The 22,071-nt window shown below is 70.4% G+C and carries 21 protein-coding genes; 8 read left to right on the top strand and 13 right to left on the bottom strand.

Annotated elements, in window-relative coordinates; all coding sequences use genetic code 11:
• Positions 1 to 57: 57 nt before the first annotated feature.
• Positions 58 to 657, top strand: a complete 600-nt coding sequence (locus tag ACIRFH_RS10205) for a TetR/AcrR family transcriptional regulator (protein ID WP_403518789.1) — start codon at positions 58 to 60, stop codon at positions 655 to 657.
• A gap of 396 nt (positions 658 to 1,053) precedes the next feature.
• Here ACIRFH_RS10205 and ACIRFH_RS10210 read toward each other — a convergent pair whose 3' ends face one another.
• From ACIRFH_RS10210 to ACIRFH_RS10225, 4 genes are all read right to left on the bottom strand, one after another.
• The gene (locus ACIRFH_RS10210) at positions 1,054 to 1,809 is read right to left on the bottom strand and encodes an SDR family oxidoreductase (protein WP_403518791.1); all 756 of its coding nucleotides are present in this window, start codon (positions 1,807 to 1,809) and stop codon (positions 1,054 to 1,056) included.
• Between the two features lie 116 nt (positions 1,810 to 1,925).
• A complete protein-coding gene (locus ACIRFH_RS10215; RefSeq protein ID WP_403518793.1) occupies positions 1,926 to 2,792 on the bottom strand; it encodes a helix-turn-helix transcriptional regulator in 867 nt (288 codons plus the stop codon).
• A gap of 115 nt (positions 2,793 to 2,907) precedes the next feature.
• The gene (locus tag ACIRFH_RS10220; RefSeq protein WP_403518796.1) at positions 2,908 to 3,822 is read right to left on the bottom strand and encodes a DMT family transporter; all 915 of its coding nucleotides are present in this window, start codon (positions 3,820 to 3,822) and stop codon (positions 2,908 to 2,910) included.
• Positions 3,819 to 4,649, bottom strand: a complete 831-nt coding sequence (locus tag ACIRFH_RS10225; protein ID WP_403518797.1) for an SDR family NAD(P)-dependent oxidoreductase — start codon at positions 4,647 to 4,649, stop codon at positions 3,819 to 3,821. Before ACIRFH_RS10225 ends, ACIRFH_RS10220 begins: the two co-directional genes overlap by 4 nt.
• A gap of 141 nt (positions 4,650 to 4,790) precedes the next feature.
• On the opposite strand from ACIRFH_RS10225, the gene ACIRFH_RS10230 reads away from it, so the two are divergent.
• Complete coding sequence (locus ACIRFH_RS10230; RefSeq protein ID WP_403518799.1) at positions 4,791 to 5,366, top strand: TetR/AcrR family transcriptional regulator; 576 nt, start codon at positions 4,791 to 4,793, stop codon at positions 5,364 to 5,366.
• Between the two features lie 159 nt (positions 5,367 to 5,525).
• Here the strand turns inward: ACIRFH_RS10230 and ACIRFH_RS10235 are convergent, their stop codons facing one another.
• Positions 5,526 to 6,047 (bottom strand): transposase, encoded by a 522-nt coding sequence (locus ACIRFH_RS10235; protein WP_403519145.1) that lies wholly within the window; start codon positions 6,045 to 6,047, stop codon positions 5,526 to 5,528.
• A 433-nt stretch (positions 6,048 to 6,480) separates the two neighbouring features.
• Positions 6,481 to 9,516 (bottom strand): family 16 glycoside hydrolase, encoded by a 3,036-nt coding sequence (locus tag ACIRFH_RS10240; protein WP_403518801.1) that lies wholly within the window; start codon positions 9,514 to 9,516, stop codon positions 6,481 to 6,483.
• A 253-nt stretch (positions 9,517 to 9,769) separates the two neighbouring features.
• On the opposite strand from ACIRFH_RS10240, the gene ACIRFH_RS10245 reads away from it, so the two are divergent.
• Positions 9,770 to 9,979, top strand: a complete 210-nt coding sequence (locus ACIRFH_RS10245) for a hypothetical protein (protein WP_403518803.1) — start codon at positions 9,770 to 9,772, stop codon at positions 9,977 to 9,979.
• Positions 9,976 to 10,746, top strand: a complete 771-nt coding sequence (istB, locus tag ACIRFH_RS10250) for an IS21-like element helper ATPase IstB (RefSeq protein ID WP_403518805.1) — start codon at positions 9,976 to 9,978, stop codon at positions 10,744 to 10,746. The genes ACIRFH_RS10245 and istB overlap by 4 nt, the downstream gene beginning before the upstream one ends.
• Positions 10,747 to 10,795: 49 nt before the next feature.
• Here istB and ACIRFH_RS10255 read toward each other — a convergent pair whose 3' ends face one another.
• Both ACIRFH_RS10255 and ACIRFH_RS10260 read right to left on the bottom strand, forming a co-directional pair.
• Positions 10,796 to 11,374, bottom strand: coding sequence for a dienelactone hydrolase family protein (locus ACIRFH_RS10255; RefSeq protein WP_403518807.1), 579 nt, complete (start codon positions 11,372 to 11,374; stop codon positions 10,796 to 10,798).
• A gap of 63 nt (positions 11,375 to 11,437) precedes the next feature.
• The gene (locus ACIRFH_RS10260; protein ID WP_403518809.1) at positions 11,438 to 12,625 is read right to left on the bottom strand and encodes an FAD-dependent monooxygenase; all 1,188 of its coding nucleotides are present in this window, start codon (positions 12,623 to 12,625) and stop codon (positions 11,438 to 11,440) included.
• A 309-nt stretch (positions 12,626 to 12,934) separates the two neighbouring features.
• On the opposite strand from ACIRFH_RS10260, the gene ACIRFH_RS10265 reads away from it, so the two are divergent.
• Positions 12,935 to 13,585 (top strand): TetR/AcrR family transcriptional regulator, encoded by a 651-nt coding sequence (locus ACIRFH_RS10265; protein ID WP_403518811.1) that lies wholly within the window; start codon positions 12,935 to 12,937, stop codon positions 13,583 to 13,585.
• Positions 13,586 to 13,873: 288 nt separating this feature from the next.
• Here ACIRFH_RS10265 and ACIRFH_RS10270 read toward each other — a convergent pair whose 3' ends face one another.
• Positions 13,874 to 14,482 carry an ABATE domain-containing protein gene (locus ACIRFH_RS10270; protein ID WP_403518813.1) on the bottom strand — a complete coding sequence of 203 codons (609 nt, stop codon included), beginning with the start codon at positions 14,480 to 14,482 and terminating at the stop codon, positions 13,874 to 13,876.
• A gap of 93 nt (positions 14,483 to 14,575) precedes the next feature.
• Here ACIRFH_RS10270 and ACIRFH_RS10275 point away from each other — a divergent pair, with 93 nt between their 5' ends.
• Positions 14,576 to 15,367 (top strand): MBL fold metallo-hydrolase, encoded by a 792-nt coding sequence (locus ACIRFH_RS10275; protein ID WP_189232825.1) that lies wholly within the window; start codon positions 14,576 to 14,578, stop codon positions 15,365 to 15,367.
• 381 nt (positions 15,368 to 15,748) lie between these two features.
• Here the strand turns inward: ACIRFH_RS10275 and ACIRFH_RS10280 are convergent, their stop codons facing one another.
• Positions 15,749 to 16,423: a histone-like nucleoid-structuring protein Lsr2 gene (locus tag ACIRFH_RS10280; RefSeq protein ID WP_403518815.1), complete on the bottom strand. Its 675-nt coding sequence runs from the start codon at positions 16,421 to 16,423 to the stop codon at positions 15,749 to 15,751.
• A gap of 1,013 nt (positions 16,424 to 17,436) precedes the next feature.
• Here ACIRFH_RS10280 and ACIRFH_RS10285 point away from each other — a divergent pair.
• On the top strand, positions 17,437 to 18,108 hold the full coding sequence (locus ACIRFH_RS10285) for a hypothetical protein (RefSeq protein ID WP_403518817.1): 672 nt from the start codon (positions 17,437 to 17,439) through the stop codon (positions 18,106 to 18,108).
• Between the two features lie 120 nt (positions 18,109 to 18,228).
• On the opposite strand, the gene ACIRFH_RS10290 is transcribed toward ACIRFH_RS10285, so the two are convergent.
• Positions 18,229 to 18,408, bottom strand: coding sequence for a hypothetical protein (locus ACIRFH_RS10290; RefSeq protein ID WP_403518819.1), 180 nt, complete (start codon positions 18,406 to 18,408; stop codon positions 18,229 to 18,231).
• Positions 18,409 to 18,507: 99 nt separating this feature from the next.
• Entirely contained in the window at positions 18,508 to 18,714 is a 207-nt protein-coding gene (locus tag ACIRFH_RS10295; protein ID WP_403518821.1) for a hypothetical protein, read from the bottom strand.
• An 828-nt stretch (positions 18,715 to 19,542) separates the two neighbouring features.
• Here ACIRFH_RS10295 and ACIRFH_RS10300 point away from each other — a divergent pair.
• Positions 19,543 to 20,142 (top strand): dihydrofolate reductase family protein, encoded by a 600-nt coding sequence (locus tag ACIRFH_RS10300; protein WP_403518823.1) that lies wholly within the window; start codon positions 19,543 to 19,545, stop codon positions 20,140 to 20,142.
• Positions 20,143 to 20,794: 652 nt separating this feature from the next.
• Here the strand turns inward: ACIRFH_RS10300 and ACIRFH_RS10305 are convergent.
• Positions 20,795 to 21,910 carry a serine hydrolase domain-containing protein gene (locus ACIRFH_RS10305; protein WP_403518825.1) on the bottom strand — a complete coding sequence of 372 codons (1,116 nt, stop codon included), beginning with the start codon at positions 21,908 to 21,910 and terminating at the stop codon, positions 20,795 to 20,797.
• Positions 21,911 to 22,071 lie beyond the last annotated feature (161 nt).

Consider the following 22,071-nt stretch of genomic DNA (forward strand, 5'->3'; position numbering starts at 1 on the left):
GCACTAACGGATAGTGTTTTGAATCCGTTAGCGATATGCACCTGATAGTGTGAGCGCATGACCGTGCCGACCGGACGCCGTGAGCGCAAGAAGGCCGCGACCCGCCAGAAGATCGCTGACGCCGCCCTGCGGCTCTTCCTGGAACGCGGGTACGACGCGGTAGGCATCCGTGACGTGGCTGACGAGGCCGACGTGGCCGTCACCACGCTCTTCTCCCACTTCGCCTCGAAAGAGGCCCTGGTGTTCGAGCAGGACCAAGGCTTCGAGCAACGCCTCACGCGGGCGGTCACCGACCGGGCACCGCACGAACCGCTCATTCCCGCACTGCGCCGCGAGGTCCACGCCCTGGTGCGCCACTGCACGGCGGACAGCGCCGCCCCGATCTGGCGCATGATCGACGGATCGCCCGCCCTGCGGAAGTACGAGGAGTCGATGCGACTGCGCCACGCGGAGTCGCTGGCAACGGCCATCGCCGCCGATCCCCACCTGTCACGGACCCCGACGGCCTGCCGGGCGATCGCGAGGTTCGTGATCGACGCCTGTTCACTGGCCCGTACGGTGGCCGATCCGGAGGCCGCGGTGGAGGAGATCTTCCAGATGATCGAGGCGGCCTGGGAGGCCACCGGCCCCTCCGCGAACTCCGCCGACACGGCCTGACCGTGGTCAGGACCTCGCCCGGCGCCGTTTCGCCGCCCCAGCGGCAGAAGGGATCAGTGCGCGAAACGGCCTTGAGCGTTCTGCGTCGTCGTGCGGCACTCGTCGGGGGCTCCTCGGCAGACGAGGATCGACGACTGGCTTCATAACCGGGTCGAGGCCCCGGTTCTCCGTGGTCGGGCACGAGCGCCCCCTCACCGACGACGACCGTGCAGGCCTTCATCCGATGTGCCGCTGACTCGACCCTGTCGGGGATCTCGAGAATTCCCGGTGGCCCACGTGATCCGCCCCGGCGCCCGTCGGCCGGGGGCCCGCTCTCCGTCCTGACACGCGGCGGGCCCTCGCGGCGGTCACCGAGCGCTCAGCGGCCGACAGGCTGCCCCACGGCGGCCGCTGGCGTCACTGGTCGGGTACGGAGCCGACCAGGCCGCCGTCGATCACCAGGTCCTGGCCGGTGATGTAGGAGGCGTCGCTGGAGGCGAGGAAGGCCACGGCGGCGGCGACCTGGTCGGCGTGGCCGACGGCGCCGAGTGGTACCTGGGCTGCGTTGCGGGCGTCGGCCTCGGGGTCGGGGTTGGCGCCGCGGTACATGTCGGTGTCGATGTAGCCGGGGCTGACGGAGTTGACGCGGATGCCGCGTGGGGCCAGGTCGGCGCCGAGAGTGCGGGCCAGGTTGTGGACGGCGGCCTTGGTCGCCGAGTAGACGGAGGCGATGGGCAGGCCGCGGTAGAGGGTCCAGGAGGCGTTGAGGACGATGGCGCCGCCGTCCTTCAGCAGTGGCAGCGCCTTTTGGACGGTGAAGAAGACGCCCTTGAAGTTGACGTCGGTGGAGTGGTCGAAGTCGGCTTCGGTGATCTCGGCGCTGGGCTTGAAGACACCGGTGCCGGCGTTGGCGAAGACGGCGTCCAGGCTGCCCCGCCAGGTCTCGACGCGACGCATCAGGACATCCAGAGCGGCCAGGTCAGCGGCGTCGGCCCGGACGGTCAGCAGGCGCTCCCCCGCGTCGAGTTCGACGGCGGCCTTGGCGAGTCGGGCCTCGTCGCGTCCGGTGATGACGACGTAGGCGCCCTCGTCGAGGAGGCGGCGGGCGGTGGCGAGGCCCATGCCCGAGGTGCCGCCGGTGATCAGGACCGTGTGGTTGGTGAATCGCTTCATGCGGTTGATCCTCCGCTGCCGAGCGGAGGATCGGCAGTGCGGGACGAACATGGGTCTGCCACCACCACCTTCGCGGGTACAGCTCCACAGAACACCGCCACAACGGTGCGTTCCGGTCAGCCGAGCGGCGCGGCCGTGGCCCCCAGCAGGGAGGCCAGACGCTCGTCCGTCCGCGTGCCCGTCGTCGGGGTGTGCAGCATCAGGCGGTGGCCCGGAAGGTCGGGGATGGTCAAGGTGGTGTAGTCGAAGACGAGCTCGCCGGCTTCCGGGTGGGCGACGGCCTTGCTGCCGGAACTGGCGTCGCGGATGGCGTGCTCGGCCCAGATCTCCGCGAACTCCGGGCTGGCGGCGCACATGTCGGTGACGATCCGGTCGAACTCCGCGTCGTCCGGGCAGCGGGCGGCGTCCGCCCGGAACTGGCCGACGATCACCTCGGCGGCGTCCCGCCAGTGGATCAGCGACGACCGGTAGCGGGCGCTGGTGAAGAAGGTGACCAGGCAGTTGTGATCGTGCTCGTGGTAGCCGAAGACCAGCTCGGCAGCACGGTTGACGGCCACGAGGTTCCAGTGCCGGTCGATCAGGTAGGCCGGGCGGGGCAGCCAGGAGTCGATCACGCGACGCAGCCCGTCCGGGACCCGCCGACCGGACACCGGGGGCGTCTGCGGCGGGTTCAACCCGGCCAGCAGGTAGAGGTGTTCGCGTTCGGGGCCGTTCATCCGCAGCACCCGTGCGATCGCGTCCAGCACATCCGGGGAGACGTTGATCTCCCGGCCCTGCTCCAGCCACGTGTACCAGGACACCCCGACCCCGGCGAGCACCGCGACCTCCTCGCGGCGCAGTCCGGGAGTGCGCCGGCCGCGTACGTCACCGACTGCCATGCCGGCATCGGCCGGAGTGATCCGAGCCCGCCGCGAACGGAGGAACTCCCGTATCTCGGCGCTCCGTCGGGCCCGCGCCTCGGCGGGAAGCTTGGCGATCTCCATGGGACCAGAGTAGATCCCGCTCCGGCGCTCGGAACAGGCTGCCCAGGGCCGTACCCGGGAGGGCGTCGTACACGGTGATGGCCGCGACGAAGGTCCTCGGACGGGTCGGCACACGTCAGCCGCTGCCCCGCACCAGTTCGTCGACAGCCGCTCGGGGAGGGCGTGGTCCCGGGCTCGGCCGTCGCAGGCCGACGGCGACGCCGGCCGTGACGAGCAGGGCACCGGTGACGTCGGCGGGGCCCGCACCGCCGAGGCCGAGCACCACGGCTGTGAGCAGAGCGCCCACCGGCACGAGGCCGGCGAAGAGGCCCGCGCGGTCGGCGCCGAGGCGGCGCAGTGCGTCGTACCACAGGAAGAAGGCGGCAGCGGTGACGATCGCGCCGAGATACCCGAAGGCTGCTGCTTGGCCGGGGGTGGGCAGTCGCAGGGAGGCCGTGCCGTCCAGGGCGAGGCCCGCTGCCAGCAGCATGGGCACGGACAGAGCGGCGGGGTAGGCGGCGACCCTCAGCGGGCCGAGTCTGGGCAGGAGCGGGACGGCCAGCAGGGAGAAGGCCACCTCGCCGACGAGTGCGCCGAGGGACAGGAGGAGTCCCTTCACGCTGCCCGAGCCGAGGCCGGCGGCGACGGCTGTGCCGAGTGCCACCACGATCGCGGCACCGACGGTGCGGGGCGCAGGACGCCGGCGTTCTGTCAATGGCCCCACGAGGACAAGCACGAGAGGGACCGCTCCGACCACAGCGGCGATCATGGCGGGCCCGGCGTGTCGGGTGGCTTCGACGAGGAAGACGTTGAACCCCGCCAGGCCGGTGGCGGCCAGCGCGATCAGCAGCAGAACGTCACGCGCGGTCAGACGCACACGGGGCAGGCGCCGGTGACGTACGACGGCCAGCAGGATCGTCGCGGCGAGCGCATAGCGCAAGGCCTGTCCGGTGAAGACCGGATAGTCGGCGATGGTGGTGGAGACCGCGGTCGAGGTACCGACGAGCAGCATCGCCGAGGCGGCGCCGACGGGGGCGGCGGAGGCTCTCATGCGGCGTGCTCCGGTGCGGCGGAGGCGGCGGCCGAGGTGGCCGTCGAGGTGGCCAGGACCCTGCGGGTGACGCGTTCGGCGAGGGCCGCGACCAGGGTCCGGGGGCGACGGGGTGTCAGGTGTGCGCCCAGGGTGTTGCCGAGGCCGGGGGCGACATAGCCGCGGTCGCGCTCCAGCGCGCGCAGCGCGGCGCGTACGACGGGCTCCGGTGTGGTCATGGAGCCGGTGACCGCTGCCCGGCGGGTGCCGATGACATCGAAGAAGGCGGTCTCGACGGGACCGGGGCACAGGGTGAGCACGCGGATGCCTCGCCGGCGGTACTCCTGGCGCAGGGCGAGACCGAAGTTCAGCACGAACGCCTTGGCCGCACCGTAGACGGCGAAGTACGGGGAAGGCTGGAAGGCCGCGTTGGACGCGACGTTGACGACCGAGCCGCGGCCGCGCTCCAGCATGCCGGGCAGCAGTTCATGGGTGAGGTCGACGAGCGCGACGACGTTGACCATCAGCTGGTCGTGATCGCGCGCACCGGATATCTCCTCGAAGCGGCCGCAGGTACCGAAGCCGGCGTTGTTGACGAGCAGGTCGACGCTCAGACCGCGGGCGGCCAGCCCGTCGGCGACGCGGCGTGCCGCGTCCGGCTCGGCGAGGTCCTGGACCAGCACGTGCGCGCGGACGCCGTGCTCGGCGATCAGGCGCTCGGCGAGGGCGGCGAGCCGGTCGGCGGAGCGGGCCACCAGGACCACATCGTGTCCCTGGGCGGCGAGCTGCGCGGCGAACTCCGCGCCGAGGCCGGACGACGCTCCGGTGATGAGGGCGGTGCTGTGCACGGGTTTCTCCTTCAGCCGAGGGCAACTGAGGTGAGTATGTATCAGTAACTCGATTATCCGCAACAGCAGTGTTGCAACTAGCATCGATTCCGCGTCACAGATGTATATTGTTCCGAGACAAGAGGTCCAGCAGGAGGCGTGATGGGTGAGACGGCGGGACGAGCGCTGCGGGCGGACGCGGAACGTAGCGTGCGCGCGATCCTGGAAGCGGCCGAGCGGGTGCTCGCCGAAGAACCCGGCGCTTCCATGGAACAGATCGCCGCAGCCGCGGGAGTGGCCCGCACGACGATCCACCGGCGGTTCGCCAACCGGCAGGCGCTGGTCGAGGCGCTGGCGTCATCCGCCGCCCGCCAGCTCGCCCGGGCAGTGGACGACGGCAGGCCGGACACCGCGCCGCCGCTGGTCGCGATGCACCGGATCACGGCCAACGTGCTGCAGGTCAAAAGCGCCTGGACGTTCGCCCTGGAGCAGTCGACCGACCCGGACAGCGAGGCCGTCGCCCTCCATCAGGACATCGCCCGCCGCTGCATCACCGTGCTGAAGCGGGCCCAGGACGACGGACTCATCGACGAAGCGGCCGACCTCGACTGGGTGCGCCGGGTCTACTACGCGCTCATCGGGGAATCCCTGCACGACAACGCGGACGGCGCCGACCCGGACACCCTCGCCGCCCGCATCATCGACACCCTGCTGCACGGCGCCGGCCCACGCGCCTGAGCCGAGAGCCGTGGCCGGGGCTTGCGGTCAGCCCGGGCGCAGCACCGGGGCGGGACCGCGTCGGTGAGATGCCTCCCGGTGCAGTGTGGAGCCCTCGACAGACGCTCGTCACCGCTCTTCTGACGCCACCTCGTGCGCTATCGATGGAGCTACCCACTTTTACTGATCTTTTCGTACGTTCGGTGGGTGGATGGTCAGGCCGGTATGGGTGAGGAATGACCATGGCAGTCGGGGGTTGGTGTTGATGCGGTGGATGCCTTGCTCGGTGGCGTCGGCGACATCGGCGAGGTGGCCGCCGGCGAGGTTGGCGAGTTCACGCTTCTTGAGTGAGGACCACAGCAGTCCCACCGGGTTCGGCTCGGGAGCGTAGGCGGGTGATCGTTCCCAGGTGAGCCGGTCCTGTTCGGCGGCCCGGGCCCGCATCGCCCGGCTCCAGTGGGCGGACAGGCCGTCCCGGACCAGGACCACTCGCTCGCCGCGGTAGAACACCTTCATCTGCTCCAGGACCTCGATGAGTGCGGCGGTGTCGTAGCCGCCGGGCTTGAGGGGGAAGCACGGGCGGGCCCCGCGATCGGGGTCGGTGGAGTGGTATCCCAAGGCCCCGGCCGTCGACGCACGCTTCCGGTCCAGGCGGTGTCGCAGGAGCGGAGTCTGCCCCCGGGGCGAGGAGGTGCGGCGGATCTGAGGAAGCGGGGAGACACCTGATTCGTCGAGGAAGTGGACCGACGACCACTCCGTGTCCCAACCGTACGAGTCGAACTACCTGTCCGGAAGCGCTCTCGCCATCCGGCCGGCCGGCTACTCGGTCGGCGGGCACGGCAACTTCTCCCCCAACGGGCTTGCCCGAGACGAAGGCCCGCCGCCCAAGATGGCCTGCCAGTGGGCGCCTGATCTGGGGCTCGGCACCGTCGAGCCGAGGCTCGCCCTCTTCCGCCTCAACTGGTGGCGCAGGTGTACCAAGGTGACAAGCAGCCGGTCGCAGCCCCCGCCTCGTGCACGCGGCCCCGGCGGGAGGGCCTCACGGGGTCGGGAAGACACCCGGCAGACTCCGCGCATGAGACGGCCTGGTGGAGGTGGCCGTCTCATGCGCGACCGGGTCGCGGCGTGCGGTCGGTCAGCTCAGTGGTTCGACCCACACATTGCGGTAGCGGACCTTGTTGCCATGGTCCTGGAGCTTGATCGGTCCAGTGGCCGGGCCTTCGGCGATGCCGCCACCGGTCGGTCCGTCGAGGGCCACGTCGTCGTGGACCTTCTTGCCGTTCCACACCACCGTGACGCGGGCCTTCTCGGTCATCGTGCCGGCGCTGTCGTAACGCGCGGCCCGGAAGACGATGTCGTACGACTGCCAGGTGCCGGGCTTGGACGACGCGTTGGTGTCGGCCGCCTTCTGCTGATAGATGGCGCCGGCCTCGTTGTCGGCGAGGGTGGGCACTCCGTAGGAGTCGAGGATCTGGATCTCGTAGCGGTTCTGGAGGTAGACGCCGCTGTTGCCGCGGTCCTGACCGGTTACGTCGTCGGGGAGTTCGGGCACCCGGAACTCGACGTGCAGCCGGTGGTCGCCGAAGTTCCGCTTGGTTCGGATGTCCCCGCAGCAGACCTCGATGGAGCTTCCTTCGGTCCGGGGCCATTCGACCGCGCGGCCGTCGGTGTGCTGCCACTGCGACAGGCTGCCGCCGTCGAACAGCTCGATGCGTTCTCCGGGACGGTTGACGTGGATCATGTCGAGGTTGACATGGCCGTCGTCGCCGTCGTCGTACCGGTAGGTGATGGTGTTGATGCCCTTGCGCAACGTCAGCCTCTCGCTCTGCGTCGCCCAGGTGTCCCAGTCGGCGGTCGGCGGCAGCACCGTCCGGCGGACCTTGATCCCGCTGACGTAGAGGCTGATCTTCTTGTCGCCGTGGAAGGGGTTCGGTCCGTTGGCGTAGCGCAGGCCCACGTCGTACGTGCCCTTCTTGTCGACGTCGACGCGGAAGGCGGTGGTGGCGCCGGGGGTGCCGTAGCGGTCGACGAAACCGCCGCCGGAGTAGCCCGGGTGGTCCTTGTTGATGCCGGCGCCGCCACTGAGCTTGGCCTCCTCCGCCTCATAGGCGGTGACGGGCGTCTCCTTGCCGGGAATCGCGTTGAGGGTGTACCAGGCCTCGGTGCTCCACAGGGCCTCGCCGTTGTCCGCGGCGAAGGGGCGCGGGGAGCGGACGTGCACCACGCGGTCGGTCTTGAGCCCGGGTATTTCCAGCCGGACCTGCTTGCGGTCGTCGGAGACGACGGCGCGGGACACGGTCAGCGGCTCCTCGTCGATCTTCGGGCCGCCGTACTCGGGCGTGGGCGAGTAGCGCCACTGGCGGACCTGGTAGCTCTTGGCGAGTTTGTCGACGGTCTCCTGGGCGAGGGGCCGGGTGTACGTGAGGACAAAGCCGTTGCGCGTGGCGCGCATCGAGTGGATGTCGAAGGCGTTGGTGCCGTTCGGGGTGAGCTTCTGCAGGCCGAAGCGGAGCTTGCCTTCTTGACCCCAGTTGCCGTCGGCGCCGAGGCCGCCGGCGTAGATCGCGCCGTCGGGACCGACGCTGATGCGGTTGACGCCCGCTTCCAGGCCCTGGGTGTGGCGGAAGACGGCGCCCTGGTACTCGCCGTCGATCTTCTCCAGGCTCGCGCGCTGGATCCCGCCGTAGGTGACGTCGCCGAAGAGCATCTGCCCTGCGAAGGGCCCCTTCTTCAGCATGAGCGGTGTACTGGGCGAGTTGGCGATCTCGTTCTGCGGCAGCCACAGGACCGGCTTGGTCACCGGTCGGTCGTCGAACGGACCGGGCCGGAAGGAGGCGTTCTCGCCCGTGCCGTCCCGGTATCGCGTGTAGTGGTTGAAGAAGCGGTCCTGCTTGATGTGCACCAGCTTGGAGGCGGGCAGCCAGCCGCCCTGGTTGTCGGCGACGAAGATGCCCTTGTCCGGGCCCCAGCCGATGCCGTTGGGAGTGCGCAGGCCTCCGGCGACGTAGGAGACCTTGCCGGTCGCCTTGTCGACCTTGATGGTCGTGCCGCGGCCGCCCGCGGCCGGCTGCGGGTCGGTCGTGGCGCCGCCGTAGTTGATGGCGACCGACAGGTTCAGGTAGAAGCTGCCCTTGTCGTAGAGCAGGCCGAAGGCGAACTCGTGGAAGTTGCCGCCGTAGGGCCAGGACGCGATCTTCTTCTTCTCGTCGGCGACTTCGTCGCCGTCGCGGTCGTTCAGCTCGGTCAGCTGGTGCTTCTCCGAGACGTACAGCTTGCCGTCGACGTACTTGATGCCCATGGGCTCCCTGAGCCCCGAGGCGACCTTCTTGACCGTGACCTTCTCCGGGCCGGTGTCCCCGATAACGTTGTCCAGGAGGTAGACCTCTCCGTCGGTGGTCTCGCTCTCCCCCCAGGTGGACACGGCCAGCCTGCCGTCCGGCAGCCAGTCCATGGCGGAGACCTTGGGTTCGAAACCGGCTGGACGCAGGTCGGTGAGGGTGTAGTTCGGGTGGACGCCGGCCAGCGGCAGGCCGTCGCCCGGACTGTCCTGGCCGCCGACGCACTCCTTACGGCCGGGCGCGGTGACGCGCACGACTCCGGCGTCGGTGCTCAGCGCCGAGTTGGGCACGAGGGTGAAGTCCGAGGCGCCGGGCGGCTTCCATTGAAGGGTGAGCTGCTGACCGCCGCCCGCCTCGAAGTGCTCGATGCGCAGCGGGTGCAGACCGGCGGTCAGGTAGGCGGTGCCGTCCTTGGGCTCGGCACCGTGCAGGCCGTCGTGGTCGATGACCTCCTGGTCACCGATGTGCAGGCGGGAGCCGTCGTCGCTGATCAGACGGAAGGCGTACGTTCCGTCCTGCGGGACCTGGAGGTTCGCGATGACGTGGGAGACGAAGTTGCTGGCCATGCCGAAATCCGCGTCCGTCGTCCAGTCGACGGTGGGCATCAGTTTGTCGATGTTGGGTGTCTGAGCGTCCTTCAACTGGCAGATCTTCTTCAAGGGCGCCTGCACGTCGAAGACGCGCAGCGTCACTCCGGGTTCTTGCGGCGGGAGGTCCGCGGCGGCCCGGGGCGCCGACTGGGCGGTGGCTGGAGTCCAGCTTCCGACGACGACTGCGGCAAGTACCAGCCCCGCAGCATGTCTGCGAAGCCGGCGATGTGACCGTTGACTCACTCTTCCTCCTGGCGCTCGGGGGGCGTACGGACTGCGGACGCCTGGTCAGGGGTGAACAGCCTTCGGCCTCGGAAGGGCGGGCGGGCGAAGGCGGTGTCCGCGGTCCAGCGGTGGCGGGTTGCGCTGTGCATGAGGGAGTGGTTGCGACCAAGACGGTAAGCACTTTCGCTCTTGCCGTCCATATTTTGTCCTCGGAAAGTTGAAAGAGCCGGTCCCTCGCAACGAGGCCGTCCCGGCGGCAACGGGGCGAGCAGTGGCGAAACGCGATCCCACCAGGCTCGCAACCACCGGCGACGATCTGCCTGCTGCCCGCCGCAGCCCGTCGGCCGGGCCGCTGCAGGCTCTGCTGAACCGGGCCGCCGCCGCAAACGCCGAGGTCGGCCGCCGCCCGCTGCCGGTCTATGACGAGCTGACCGGCCCCCGTCCCTTCACCTCACCCGCCCCGATCAAGGAAGCCCGTTGAGCGAGCTGACCAGCACCCGAGTCCGCACCACCGCCGCCGAGCTCGGCCTGCCGCACCTGGCCGAGGCCCTGAACCAGTACGTCCAGCGGGCGGACGAGGCCAAGATGGGCTACCTCGGCTTCCTCGACCTGGTGCTGGCCGAGGAACTCGCCGTCCGCGACGACCGCCGCTTCCGCAACGGCCTGCGGCTGTCGAAGCTGCCGCACCACAAGACGTTGGAGGACTACGACTTCTCCTTCCAGCCCGACCTCGACCCGCGCAAGGTCAAGGATCTGGCCACCCTCTCCTTCGTCGACGGCAAGGCCGACGTCGCCCTGCTGGGGCCGCCCGGGGTCGGCAAGACGCACATCGCCGTCGCGCTGGCGGTCGCGGCCTGCCGAGCCGGCTGTTCGATCTACTTCACCAGCCTCGACGACATGGTCCGCCACCTCACGGCCGCCGAGGACCAGGGCCGGCTGATCAGCAAGCTCACCAGCTACCTCCGCCCCAGCGTCCTCGTGGTCGACGAGGTGGGCTACCAGCCGCTGGAGCGGGCCGAGGCGAACCTGGTCTTCCAGGTCGTCTCCAAGCGCTACGAGAAAGGCTCGATCACCCTGACCTCGAACAAGACCTTCGGCGAATGGGGCCAGGTCTTCGGCGACGAGGTCCTCGCCACCGCGATCCTCGACCGCCTCCTGCACCACCGCGAAGTCGTCCCGATCAACGGCAACAGCTACCGGCTCAAGAACCGCCTCCAGGTCATCGAACGGGACACCGACGTGGCCTGAGGACCTCGTTCGGAAGGCTCCTCCACAGATGGCCTGGCCAGCGGTCGGGCTATCTGACGCGGTCGAGGAAGTCCAGTACTCGATCGGTGACCTGCATTGCGCCGTGTTCGTCGTGTGACGGCAGGCTGTTGTCGGTGAACAGGTGCCTGCCGCCGGGATAGAGGAACAGTTCGGCATCCGTCGCCGCCGCGACGAGCGCCTGGGCTGCCTCCAGGTCTCCTTCCCCGGCGAAGAACGGATCCTCGTCCATGCCGTGAACCTGGACCGGGACGTCGTGAGGCCAGGCGCCGCCGAACTCTGCGACCGGAACGCATGCCTCCAGCAGCAACGCGCCCCTCGCTCGGGGGCGGGTCTGGGCCAGCTTCTGCGCCGGCAGGGCGCCGAGCGAGAACCCGAGGTAGACGAGTTCTGCAGGCAGCCCCTCGGCGACGGCGGTTCCGCGTGCGATGACCGTGCTGATCCCGATGTTCTCGGCGTAAGCCATGCCCTCCTCGAGGCTGCCGAATACATGTCCCTCATACAGGTCCGGGACGTGGACGGTGTGTCCGGACCGTCTCAGACGCTCGGCGAACTCGCGGACGCCGACGGTCAGCCCGTACCCGTGGTGGAAAACCAGCACCTCAGCCATGTCGCTCCCCTCGTGCGGCGCCCGAGCGGCGCCGCAACGCGAGTATGGAGCGCGGGCCGCAGGTCAGTGGTGGTCGGGAAGCGTGAGAACGCTGTACTCGGCGTGCGCCCGGTCGGCGGGGAGGGCGGAGAGGGTGCGCAGGGCGGCGTTGCGCCGTTGGAGGGCTTGTTCGGTGGCGGGGAAAAGCTCTGTGTCGCCGTCGCCCGCGAGCGCCTGGTTGAGGGTCACGAACGGCCTCATCACCCTCTCGTAGGCGTCGAACGCTTCGGCGTGGTCGGCGCGGGCGGCCAGTTCGCCGGCCAGTACGTAGGCGCCTACCAGGGCGAGGCTGGTGCCCTGTCCCGTCAGGAAGGACGGTGCGTAGGCGGCGTCGCCGACCAGCGCGACCCGGCCCGCGGACCAGCGCGTCATCCGGATCTGGCTGACAACGTCGAAGAACAGGTCGTCCGCGGCGTGCGCCTCGGCGACGATCCGCGGGATCTCCCAGCGGTCGTCCGGGAAGGTGGCGGCGAGCAGCTCACGCTGCGCGTCGAGGTTGCGGAAGGCGTCGAAAGGCGGGTCGGAGCGCCTGAAGGTGAGCAGCCCGAACACGTCCTGGCCGGAGCCGACGGCGTACAGGGCGGCGGACCGGCCGGGGACGTTCCACAACAGGCCCTCGGAGGTGAGGCCGAGGTGGTTGGGAAGGGTGAAGCCGGCGAAACAGGCTCCGAGGTAGTGGTGGAAGCCTTCCTCGGGGCCGAGGACCAGCCGACGGGTGTGGGAGTGGAGCCCGTCGGCCCCGATGACGACGTCGAAGGCGCGTCGGGCGCCGCTGCGGAAGGTGACCTCGATGCCGTCGGGGCGGTCGTCGAGGGCGGCTATGGAGTCGTTGAACTCGAACGCGACGGAGTGCCGGACAGCGTCGTAAAGGATCTGCGTCAGTTCGCCACGCCGTACTTCGAGGTCGCCGTCGGCGCCGATGGCCATGCTCTCAGGACGCAGAGCGGCGACGGTGCCGCCGTCGGCGTCCAGGAAGGTGATGCGGTGGGTGTTGACGTGAGCCTTCCGCAACCGGGGCAGGAGACCCATGCGCCGCACCGCCTCGACGGCGGTGCCGCGGATGTCGATGGGGTAACCGCCGCCGCGCACGGCGCCCGCCTTCTCCACGACGGTCACGTCAAAGCCGTAGCGGTGCAGCCAGTAGGCGACCGCGGGGCCGGCGATGCTCGCGCCGGAGACGAGCGCGGAGCGCTTGGGGAGGGTCTCGGTCATGATGAATCCTTCCTGGCCGCACCGCGCCGATACGGCGGCCGGATGTTGAACGTGTGGGGTCTTCTTGGATGTGTTCAACGCAGGACCGGGGACCCGTACAGCAGCCCGAAGCCGGGTCCGTCGCCGTGCCCGGCTCGTACTCGTGCCGACGAGCACGGGAGGCCCTCGTCACCGTCGGCCCGGTACGACCTCACCGGCCGTGCGGCCGGTGAGGTCGTAGCTGCCGCGATCACGCGATCACGCAATGGACACTACACCGTGCAGTGCAGTTAGTAAACTGCACCGTATAGAGTGGCCCTGGAGGTGGACATGAGCACAGTCGGTGGAGAGAAGCCAGTACGCGAGGGGTCCCTGGAGAAGCGGACGGCGATCCTCGCCGCCGCGCGGGACCTGTTCGCGCAGCAGGGAGTGGACCGCGTCAGCATGGACGCCGTCGCGGCACGGGCAGAGGTGTCGAAGCGGACCGTGTACGACTACTTCGGCGACAAACGGCGGCTCTTCCTCGCCATCCTCACCGCGGCGTCCGACTCGATGCTGGCCACGAGCCGCCGGGCACTGGACGAGCACCTTCCCACGGACGCGCGGATCACGACCGTGCCGCAACTGGAGAAGGCGCTCACGGCGTTCGCGATCGACCTCGGCACGTCGATCGTCGGCTCCGCCGACTACACCGCCGCCTTCGCCCTCGTCGCCCAACAGCGCCTGCAGACGCCGACGACCACGGACGACCTCGCCACGGACGCGGCCTCGCAGGACCTGGCGGACCGCCTCGCTCACTTCGCGGACGCCGGTCTCCTGGACACCGACGACACGCGCCTGGCCGCCGACCACTTCACCGCCCTGACCGTCCTACTGGCCTTCGAACGCCAGCCGGTCCCCGCCACCGCCGACCCGGAAAAGGTCCGCCAGATCATGATCGACGGAGTCCACGCCTTCGTCCGCGCCTACGCCACACGCTAGCCGCGCCGCCCCGGGACGTTGGCGACACGCGTGCTCGGTGCTCGAACGGGCGAGGGCCTTCCGGGTTCGGTGTGGATTGCGACGGTTCCGTTCCTTGCGCTTGCCGGTGGGGATGATCAGGCCGGGCTGGATCTGCTCGACGGACTCGCCGCCCGCGCGACGGCGGAGTCAAAGTAGTGATCTTCAGTGATCGAGTGCCCGGCTGTCGGTTGGCAACCGGAAGCAGCCTGCTGGAGGTGTTTCGCGTGGCCGTCGGGCGGTCCACGGGAGGGCCCTGGGGGTGGTGCGTCAGTCCGAGGCGCCGCTGCGCCGGGCGTAGGCGCGGGCGGCGCGGGCACGGTCGCCGCAGCGTGTGGAGCACCAGTGGCGCCGGCCGTGGGTGCGCAGGAGGAACCGGTCGCAGGGGGCTGATCCGCAGGCGGCGAGGATGTCGGCGTCGGGACCGGTGAGCAGGTCGGCGGCGTCGGCGGCGAGGGTCGCCAGCGCGTGGTTGACGGCCTGGTCGGTGGGGTGCGCCTGGATGCGGCGCAGCCCCCGGGCCCCGTCCCAGGCGAGGAGGGGGGCGGTGGGCACGGCCGTGAGGGCCTCGTTCACCGCGCGCAGGGATTCCTCGGGCGGCGTGGTGGTGTCGACGCGGGCGGCGAACAGAGCGCGGATGTGGGCGCGCAGTGTGCGCATCCGCTGTGCGCACACCTCGTACAGCTGCACCTCCGGAGTGGTCAGGTCGTGGGCGGCGAGCCAGCGCATGGCGGATTCCGTGGCGGCGAGCAGGTCGTAGCTCTGGCCGGCGGGCAGGGTGGCGGCGGTGTCGGCGAAGTCCAGGGAGCGGTACCGGTCGGCACCCGGTGCCGGGGGCAGAGCGGTCGGTGTCACGTCGGCGGCCAGGGTGTCGTCCATGCCTCTCATGGTAGCGATTGCATTTTTCCGTGACGCCCGCCTAGTCTGGAATCACGTTAACCGCAGGTTTTTTTCGTGAGAAACGGAGACGTGATGTCCCAGCTCAACGCCAGCCAGTTCCCGGTCCGCACGTTCGGCGGTCCGACCGCCCTGTTCGAGTACGGCGGCCTGCGCTTCCTGACCGACCCCACCTTCGACGGCCCCGGCGACTACGCCTCGCCCGGTGGCCCGACCCTGACCAAGACCGCCCCCTCCACCACTACCCCTGCCGACCTCGGCCCCATCGACGTGGTCCTGCTCTCCCACGACGAGCACGCCGACAACCTCGACACCTCCGGCCGCGCCCTGCTCGCCGACGTCCCCCTCACCCTCACCACCCCCGCCGGCGGCGAGCGCCTCGGGGCGAAGGCCAAGGGCCTGGCCGACTGGGAGTCGATCGAGCTGGAGCGTCCGGGCGGCGGCACCATCACGGTGACCGGGGTCCCCGCCATCCACGGCCCCGGCGCGCGTGAGGAGATCGAGCCCCTCGCCGGCCAGGTCGTCGGCTTCGTCCTGACGGGCGAGGGACTGCCGACGGTCTACGTCAGCGGCGACAACGCCTCGCTCGACGCGGTCAGGGAGATCGCCGACCGCTTCGCCCCGATCGACACCGCCCTCCTGTTCGCCGGCGCCCCCCGCTTCCCCATGCTCTTCGACGGCAACCTGATCGTCCTGGACAGCGCCCAGGCGGCCGAGGCCACCCGGATTCTCGACGCCCGCCGTGTCGTCCCGGTCCACCACGACAGCTGGGCCCACTTCACCGAGGGCCGCGACGAGCTGGAGGCAGCCTTCGCCGCCGCGGGCCTGACCGACCGCCTGGACCAGGACTGGGCGCAGCGCGCCTGAGCCCGGACCGCAGCTCAGGAACCGAGACCTCGTGCCAGGGCTCCGCGAGGTGCTCACCGACACGCGCCCGGCCGGCTCAGGCACCGGGCCCTTGGCCGGCTCACGCGGCTCGGCCGAATCCGTCGGTCGGCGGGCCGTCGCCGCGGATACGGTTCCCGAGGTGCCGCTCAGCGGGCTACGGGCCTTTGCCCGGCCGGGACTTCTCGATACCGTCCAGCAATCCGACTCTCCGGTCGGGTCGCTTCGCTGTTCGGCGGAACCGCAGTTTCCGGGTGCGCGATGGCGGCATGGAGCACCGGGCAGCCGCCACGGGCCGCCCGTTCCTCCTCGGTGAGCCGCACGCCGGAGGCGGCGGCGTTCATCCCCCGGCCCCCTGCGTCTTCAGCGGCGAGTGGCGCGTTCCCAGGCTTCGCGGACTCCGATAGGGATCCGTCCTCGAGGCGGCACGGTGTAGCCGTGGGCGCGCGCCCAGGAGCGGATCGCTGCCGTGTCGACGGGCCGGGCATCGGTGGGGGGTGGCGGTTTGACGAGGGTGGGACGTGAGGGCGTGAAGCAGGCGGGGGCGTCGAGGAGGCTCGGCGGGAACTGGGGCACGCGCTTCTGTCCGGTGAGGACACCGGTGAGGAAGGCTGTGAGGGTTCCGTCGTAGGTGTACCAGCGGGGGCCGCGGGCTTCGTTGACCGCGATACGCCAGCGGTCGGGATCGGTGGCGGGGTCGGTGATCCAGAACAGGTACTCGCCGTTGTCGGTGGCCCCGCACGCGAAAAGCGTGTCCGGATCGTGCGGTACGGGATGCGTGCCCTGGTCGTAGTCCTTGCGCAGCCGGGTGCGGATCCGGCCGGGCATGGGGCCGGTGAGGCTGACGTACTCGGTCACGCCGTGGGGGTGGAAGATGCCGAGGTAGTCGTTGAAGGATCCGGGCCCGTACCGGTCGGCGAGCTGCTTGTAGTCCCGCGGCAGCGGCATGCCCAGGGCGGCTTCGACCGTGCCCCAGCCGATTCCCAGGGTCTGCCCGGGCGGGGTGCACAGCTCGGTGAGGGTGGTGAGATCAGTCATGGGCGTTCCTCGAGCGGTGTCGGATCTCGGGCGCGGTCACCGGCGCTGTGCCGATGACCGGGCATCTGCGTGACGAATGCTGCCTGACATCTGGTCAGGCCCGACGTACACGGGGCCGCGAACGCGATGTGCACGGCAGTGCGATGGCCCCTATAATCGATCTTGCAAAGCGGGTCGCTGCGGCGGCTGTCTTCTGCGCGTCGGTCGTCCAAGGAAAGACGCCCCGCTTCCTGCGGGGAAATGCAGGTGCAAGGCCTGCCCGGCGCTCCCCCGGTCCCGCCCCCCGACACCTCGGAGGGCGGGACTTCTTCACATCCGGGGCCGGTCGCGGCTCGCGACGCCGTTGCTCACTATCCGGTGAACGCTGCGGAGTGGCTGGGGTGGCGTGTCCTGGCGCTTCGGGGCGCGAGGCCAATGCTGGAGCGGGCCCTGGCCGTGAGGACACGTCAATCTGACACCTCTCCCCCACCGATGTTCCCCGCCCGACGACGCCGCTGCACGACGGCGGCACGCGCGGAGGCCCCGACCGACGCGCAACCGGCTGAGCGCGCCCCGATCCCCGGCGTCCGCGCCGTCCATACCGCCCTCTCCGTCCTCAACTCCAGCCAGGACATGGGCGAAAGGGTCGCAACGGGGATGTCAGCAGCCCGGCCACGGCGAAGCCGCATGGTGACCTGTACCCACCGGCAGCAGGCGGGCGCTGGAACACCGACGCGCCCGCCCCGGCAGGGACACCACTGCTCCCGCATGAGCCACCAGGTCACGTACTCTTCAAAGCCGCCGTCACGTGGTCCGGTTCCTCCGGCATGACCGCGAACAGGACCTCGCCGTCCGACGAGCCGCATTCCACGGTCCGGCATCTCGGATCGAGGAGACCGGGATGGGACACGAGGGGATCCGAATCGCCGGTCGTAGGCGGCGAGCGCCAGCGCGGCCACCACGGCCCGTGCGCGCTCGCTGTCCCGGTCCGCGGTCGTCGGCAAGCCCCCACAGGCACCCCATAACCTGGCCCCATGCCCACCCCTGTGCACGCTCTGGCCCACTGCTCCCTGACCCCGGCCGCCGTGGCAGAGTTCCTTGCCCTGCCGCAGCAACCGGCGGCTGCCGACGGCTTCGACGCGCTCGACGCCGTTCTGCGCGCCCGGGGCTGGAGTTGGGAACACGAATGCCTGACCGACTCCTACCGCACGGCCTTCGGGCATGTGTTGTGCACCGAGGGCGACACCCCGTTCGGGGATCCGACAGCGCGACGTTTCCTGGCGTTCGGAGAGCTGTACCCCGTCGACCCGGACGACGAGGACCTCGACAACATGCCCTGGCTGGGCGAACTCGTGGACGACTGGGGCCGGGCCCCGGGCTGGACCGTCCGACGCCCGTCCACGGTGGAGGCATGTGCTGAGGTGCTCGACCGGGCCGGGGACGCCGTCACCGCCCATCTCGGAGCCGCTCCGGAACGAACGGTCACCAGCAACGCAGCTGTGGTGACGGGCCCGGCGATGCCTCACCGGATCTGGCGCACCGCCACGCAGGCCGTGATCGTGGGCCCGCACGCGGACAACGGCCCGTACGGCTACCTCACCCATCTGCAGCTCGCTGCTTCTCCCCTCAGCCTGGCCCCCGAGTTGCCGCCCGCGGGCGACACGGAAGGACTGGAACGCTGGATCGAGGCGCACGTCGACTGGTGACATGCCGCCGGCGGTCAAGCCACGAAGCCCCGCCGGACAGCCCCTCGTCCCCGCACCGACGGACTCCGCCGGTCCGACTTCGATGACAAACAGTCCGAGTTCGACGTCAGAGGAGAGTGATCACGGGCGCGGCTGTCCCCCAGCTGCTCCCAGGTCGCCTCCCAGGGACCTGTCCGCCTGGGAAGCACGCGCGGCGGCCTGGCCGTGGGAGGCGTCGGCGGATGCGGGGGTGGGCGGGGCGGCGAGGACCGGGGCGGTGGCTGCGGCCACCGCCCCGCCGAGGAGGGCGCGTCGGTGCATGTCGTCGTCTCCCGCCCATGGCCTCGGCCGGCCGCTGGACAGCCCGACGCGGCCGGGCCGGAGGTCCAGGTGCGCGGCGACCGCCAGGACGTCGGTCTGTCAAGGCCTCGTGCCGCGTTTCTCCGGACGGGAGACGGCCGGCTGCGACAGGCCCGGCACATGACCGAGCCGGGTCTGGGTCATCCGCCGGCCCATGCGTGCCGGCTCGGTGTCCCTGCCGTAGTCGCCGCTCCAGGACGCCGCCCGGACCTCCGCAACGGCTGGCGGCGGGTACGGGAGCTGGCTCGGCGAGATGAAGATGGTCATCGTGCGCTGGTGGACGGCCGGCGTCCCGGACCGCTCCCACGGTCTCCGGCCGGGTCGGCGTGCTGGGGACCATCGCTCCCGACGGCGGCACACCGAAACCGGTGGCATGGCTGAGCCCCGAAGGCGGCGGCACCGAATGGACGACGTCCCCCCCGGGGCGATCATGCCCGTCGCCGCGCCCGAGCCGCGCCGGGTGGACCGTCCGGCTCCGGGCGCTGACGGGCCGACGCCGGGGCGCCCGGTCGGCGGACCAGCTTCCCCGCATCGTCGGTTTCCGAACACTGGTTCCAGCCGTCCGCCCGGTTCTGGCGTGCGGTCACGTTCATGTCGGTGCCGGTGGCTGAGGCCATGCCACCCCGTTGAGGTCCCGTCACCGCCACCCCGGCCGGGACCACCGGCTGCCACGCGTCACGCGGACTGCTTCCACCCGTCATCCGCCGTCCGGCGGCCACGGCCGTCCTGGCAGGTACGGGGAGCAGGTCATCCAGCCCAGCCCGGCACGATCGACGTCGGGACCGTCCCTGGGGGCGCGAGGAGCAGTTGTCGAGGAGTCCGCACCGGTCTCGATGATCCCGCCGCCGAAGGTGAGGCGGTCGACAGTGGTCGCGAAGAAGCGGGGGCCGGTCACGCCGGTCGAGTTCCGTGTAGCCGGGTTCGTCGATGCGGAGGAGGCGGTCATCGATCAGGCAGAGCTGCTTGTCTCCCGGACACCACGAGAGTGCTCACCCGGCACAGCCACGAGACACCCGAGGAATCGGGACGCCGATGTCGAGATCCCGTAGCCGGCTCCGTCCCCGTGGTGAACCCTTCCACAACGAGGAGCACGACATGAACCAGCAGACCGGCGGCCGCATCGTCACCAACCTGGCCCTCTCCCTCGACGGCCACTACGCCGCCCCGGACAACCCGCTCGACATGGGCTGGGTGATGCCGTACGCAGTGTCCGACGTCGCCCGCAACCATCTCACCAGCCTCTGGGAAACGGCGACGACGGCCCTGCTCGGCCGCGTCAACGCCGAGGGGTTCCTCGGATTCTGGCCCAGCGTCATCGGCATGGAGGGCGCCGACCCGCGCGACGAGGGCTTCGCGAAGTGGCTCGTCGACACCGACAAGGTGGTCCTGTCCTCCACCCTCGATGCGGCACCGTGGGAACGGACGACGATCGTCGACAAGCCGACCGCCCAGGTCGCCGAAGACCTCAAAGCCACCCGGAACGGCGACATCCTCGTACTCTCCAGCGCGAGCGTCATCAAGGCACTGCTCCAGGCCGGCGGAATCGATCGGCTGGCCCTCACCGTCTTCCCCGTACTCCTCGGCGGTGGACCGCGCCTCTTCGACGACGGCCTGCCCACCAGCAAGTGGACGCTCGTCAGCCAGACCGCGGGCGAGGACGGCACGCTTGCCCTGGTCTACGACCGCATCGACTGAACCGGCCTCCTCCCCCAGGGGTGGGGGCGGCGCTGGGGCGGATCCCTGACTTCGCTGGTGCAGTCCCGCCACCAGCGGGCGAGGACGCCATGGTGGAACCCTTCGGTACGGGGATCCTGACCTGGCCCGTCTTCCTGCCGGGTGGGGGTACACGCCCCGGCGCGGCGGCACGCGCCTCGCACGCCATCGCCGCCATGTTCCATGCCGATCCCTCGGCGGCCGGAATGGTGGCGATCAGTGGTGGGCACGCGGGCGCGTTCTCCCCTCTCGCCGTCTCCGGCGCCCTGACGCTCTGCTTCACCGTGGCGATCACCTCGGCCTTCGCCTCTTCCACGGCCGTCCTGACCGCGATCGTCCCCCTCGCGGTTCCGCTGCTGCTCTCCGGTCACCTCAGCGCCCCCGGACCGATCGCGGCCCTGGCGATGTCCACCACGGTCGTCGGCACCTCCCCCTTCTCCACCAACGGCGCGCTCGTCCTCGGCAATGCCCGCGGCGTGGACACCCGTCGCTTCTGCCGACAGGTGAGGGGACACACCGGCGGTACCGTCGCGATCGGTCCGGTCGTCGCGTGGGGAGCCCCCCGTCCTTCCCTGGTCCTGACCTGGACGGTCAGAGCGCCCTCGCGGGCACCGGGCGCCCCGCTGGGTGAGGGTCAGTCGCAGAATGCCTTGTCCAGGAGCGCGTCGACGGCGTCGTCGGGGTCGCCGCGGAAGTCGGGCGTGAGCGCGATCGTGACCTGGCGGCGCCGGTCCTCCGTGGAGAACGACCAGGACTGATACGCCAGGGCATCGCCGTCGTTGCCGTACACACGAACCCCGCACGAGGTGTCCTGCCATCGCAGTCCCAGCCCGTAGGTCCCGTTCTCGACACCCGGTGTCTTCATTTTGTCGAGCAGGCGGCCCGGCAGGAGGCGCCCGTCGAGCAGTGCGGCCATGAACCGGTTGAGATCACTTGTCGTGGAGATCATCTCACCGCCTGCGCCCATCACCGACGGATTCATCACGGTGACGTCCACGAGACGCTTCTCGGTGCCCTGCCGTATCGGTACGTAGCCGTGCGGGTGCGGCCCTTGGATGTGCGGGGACATCCCCGGCAGCGAGGTGCCGCGCAACCGCAGGGGCCGGACGACCCGGCGCTCGATCTCCTCGCGGTACGACCGGCCGGTCGCCTTCTCGATGATCTGGCCGAGCAGGAGGTAGCCGGTGTTGGAGTACGCGTAGTCGGAGCCCGGTGGTTCGAATGCCGGCGGGCCGGCCACCGCCCGCTGCACCAGTTCGGCCGCGGACCAGGTCCGCAGGCGGTTGTCCAGGAACTCCGGCGTCGGCGGCATCGGCAGCGTGGGACGGTAGTCGGGCACCCCGCTCGTGTGGTCGAGCAGATGCCGCACGGTGATGCGGTGGCCGTCGGGGACGGCGCCGGGCAGCCACGTTTCGACCGTGTCGTCGAGCTCCAGCCGGCCCTCGGCCACGAGTTGCAGGGTGACGGTGGCGACGAACGTCTTCGTGATGCTGCCCATCCGGAACCGGCCGTGTGCCGAGACCTCCCGCGTCGTGCCCAGTTCGGCGACCCCGCTGGTGCCCCGCCACACGCCGTCTTCGTCACGCACCTCCATCAGCGCACCCACGGCGCTCGTGGCGGTGATGCCGTCCAGCCCTTCCTGCAGTCCGGCGCGATGCGCGTTCCCCGGCACGGCAAGCGCGGCGGTCGGCGCCGCGAGCAGTGTCAACGCAGTCGTCACCGTTACCAGCACCCGATGCACGCGCTTCATCCCGACCTCCTGGTGAGTGATCCGGCCGACTCGTCTCCGTGCCCTTGGCAAGGTCCGCAGTGCGATCCGCCCCGTGGGCAAAGAGCTTGCCGGAGAGGGCGGACAGTCGCGATGGGGCTCATCGTCGTATCCGGCCGGGGGGGTACCCCCACCTCGCTGCT

Source organism: Streptomyces sp. NPDC093586, assembly GCF_044764905.1.
In the GTDB taxonomy this organism is placed as follows: domain Bacteria; phylum Actinomycetota; class Actinomycetes; order Streptomycetales; family Streptomycetaceae; genus Streptomyces.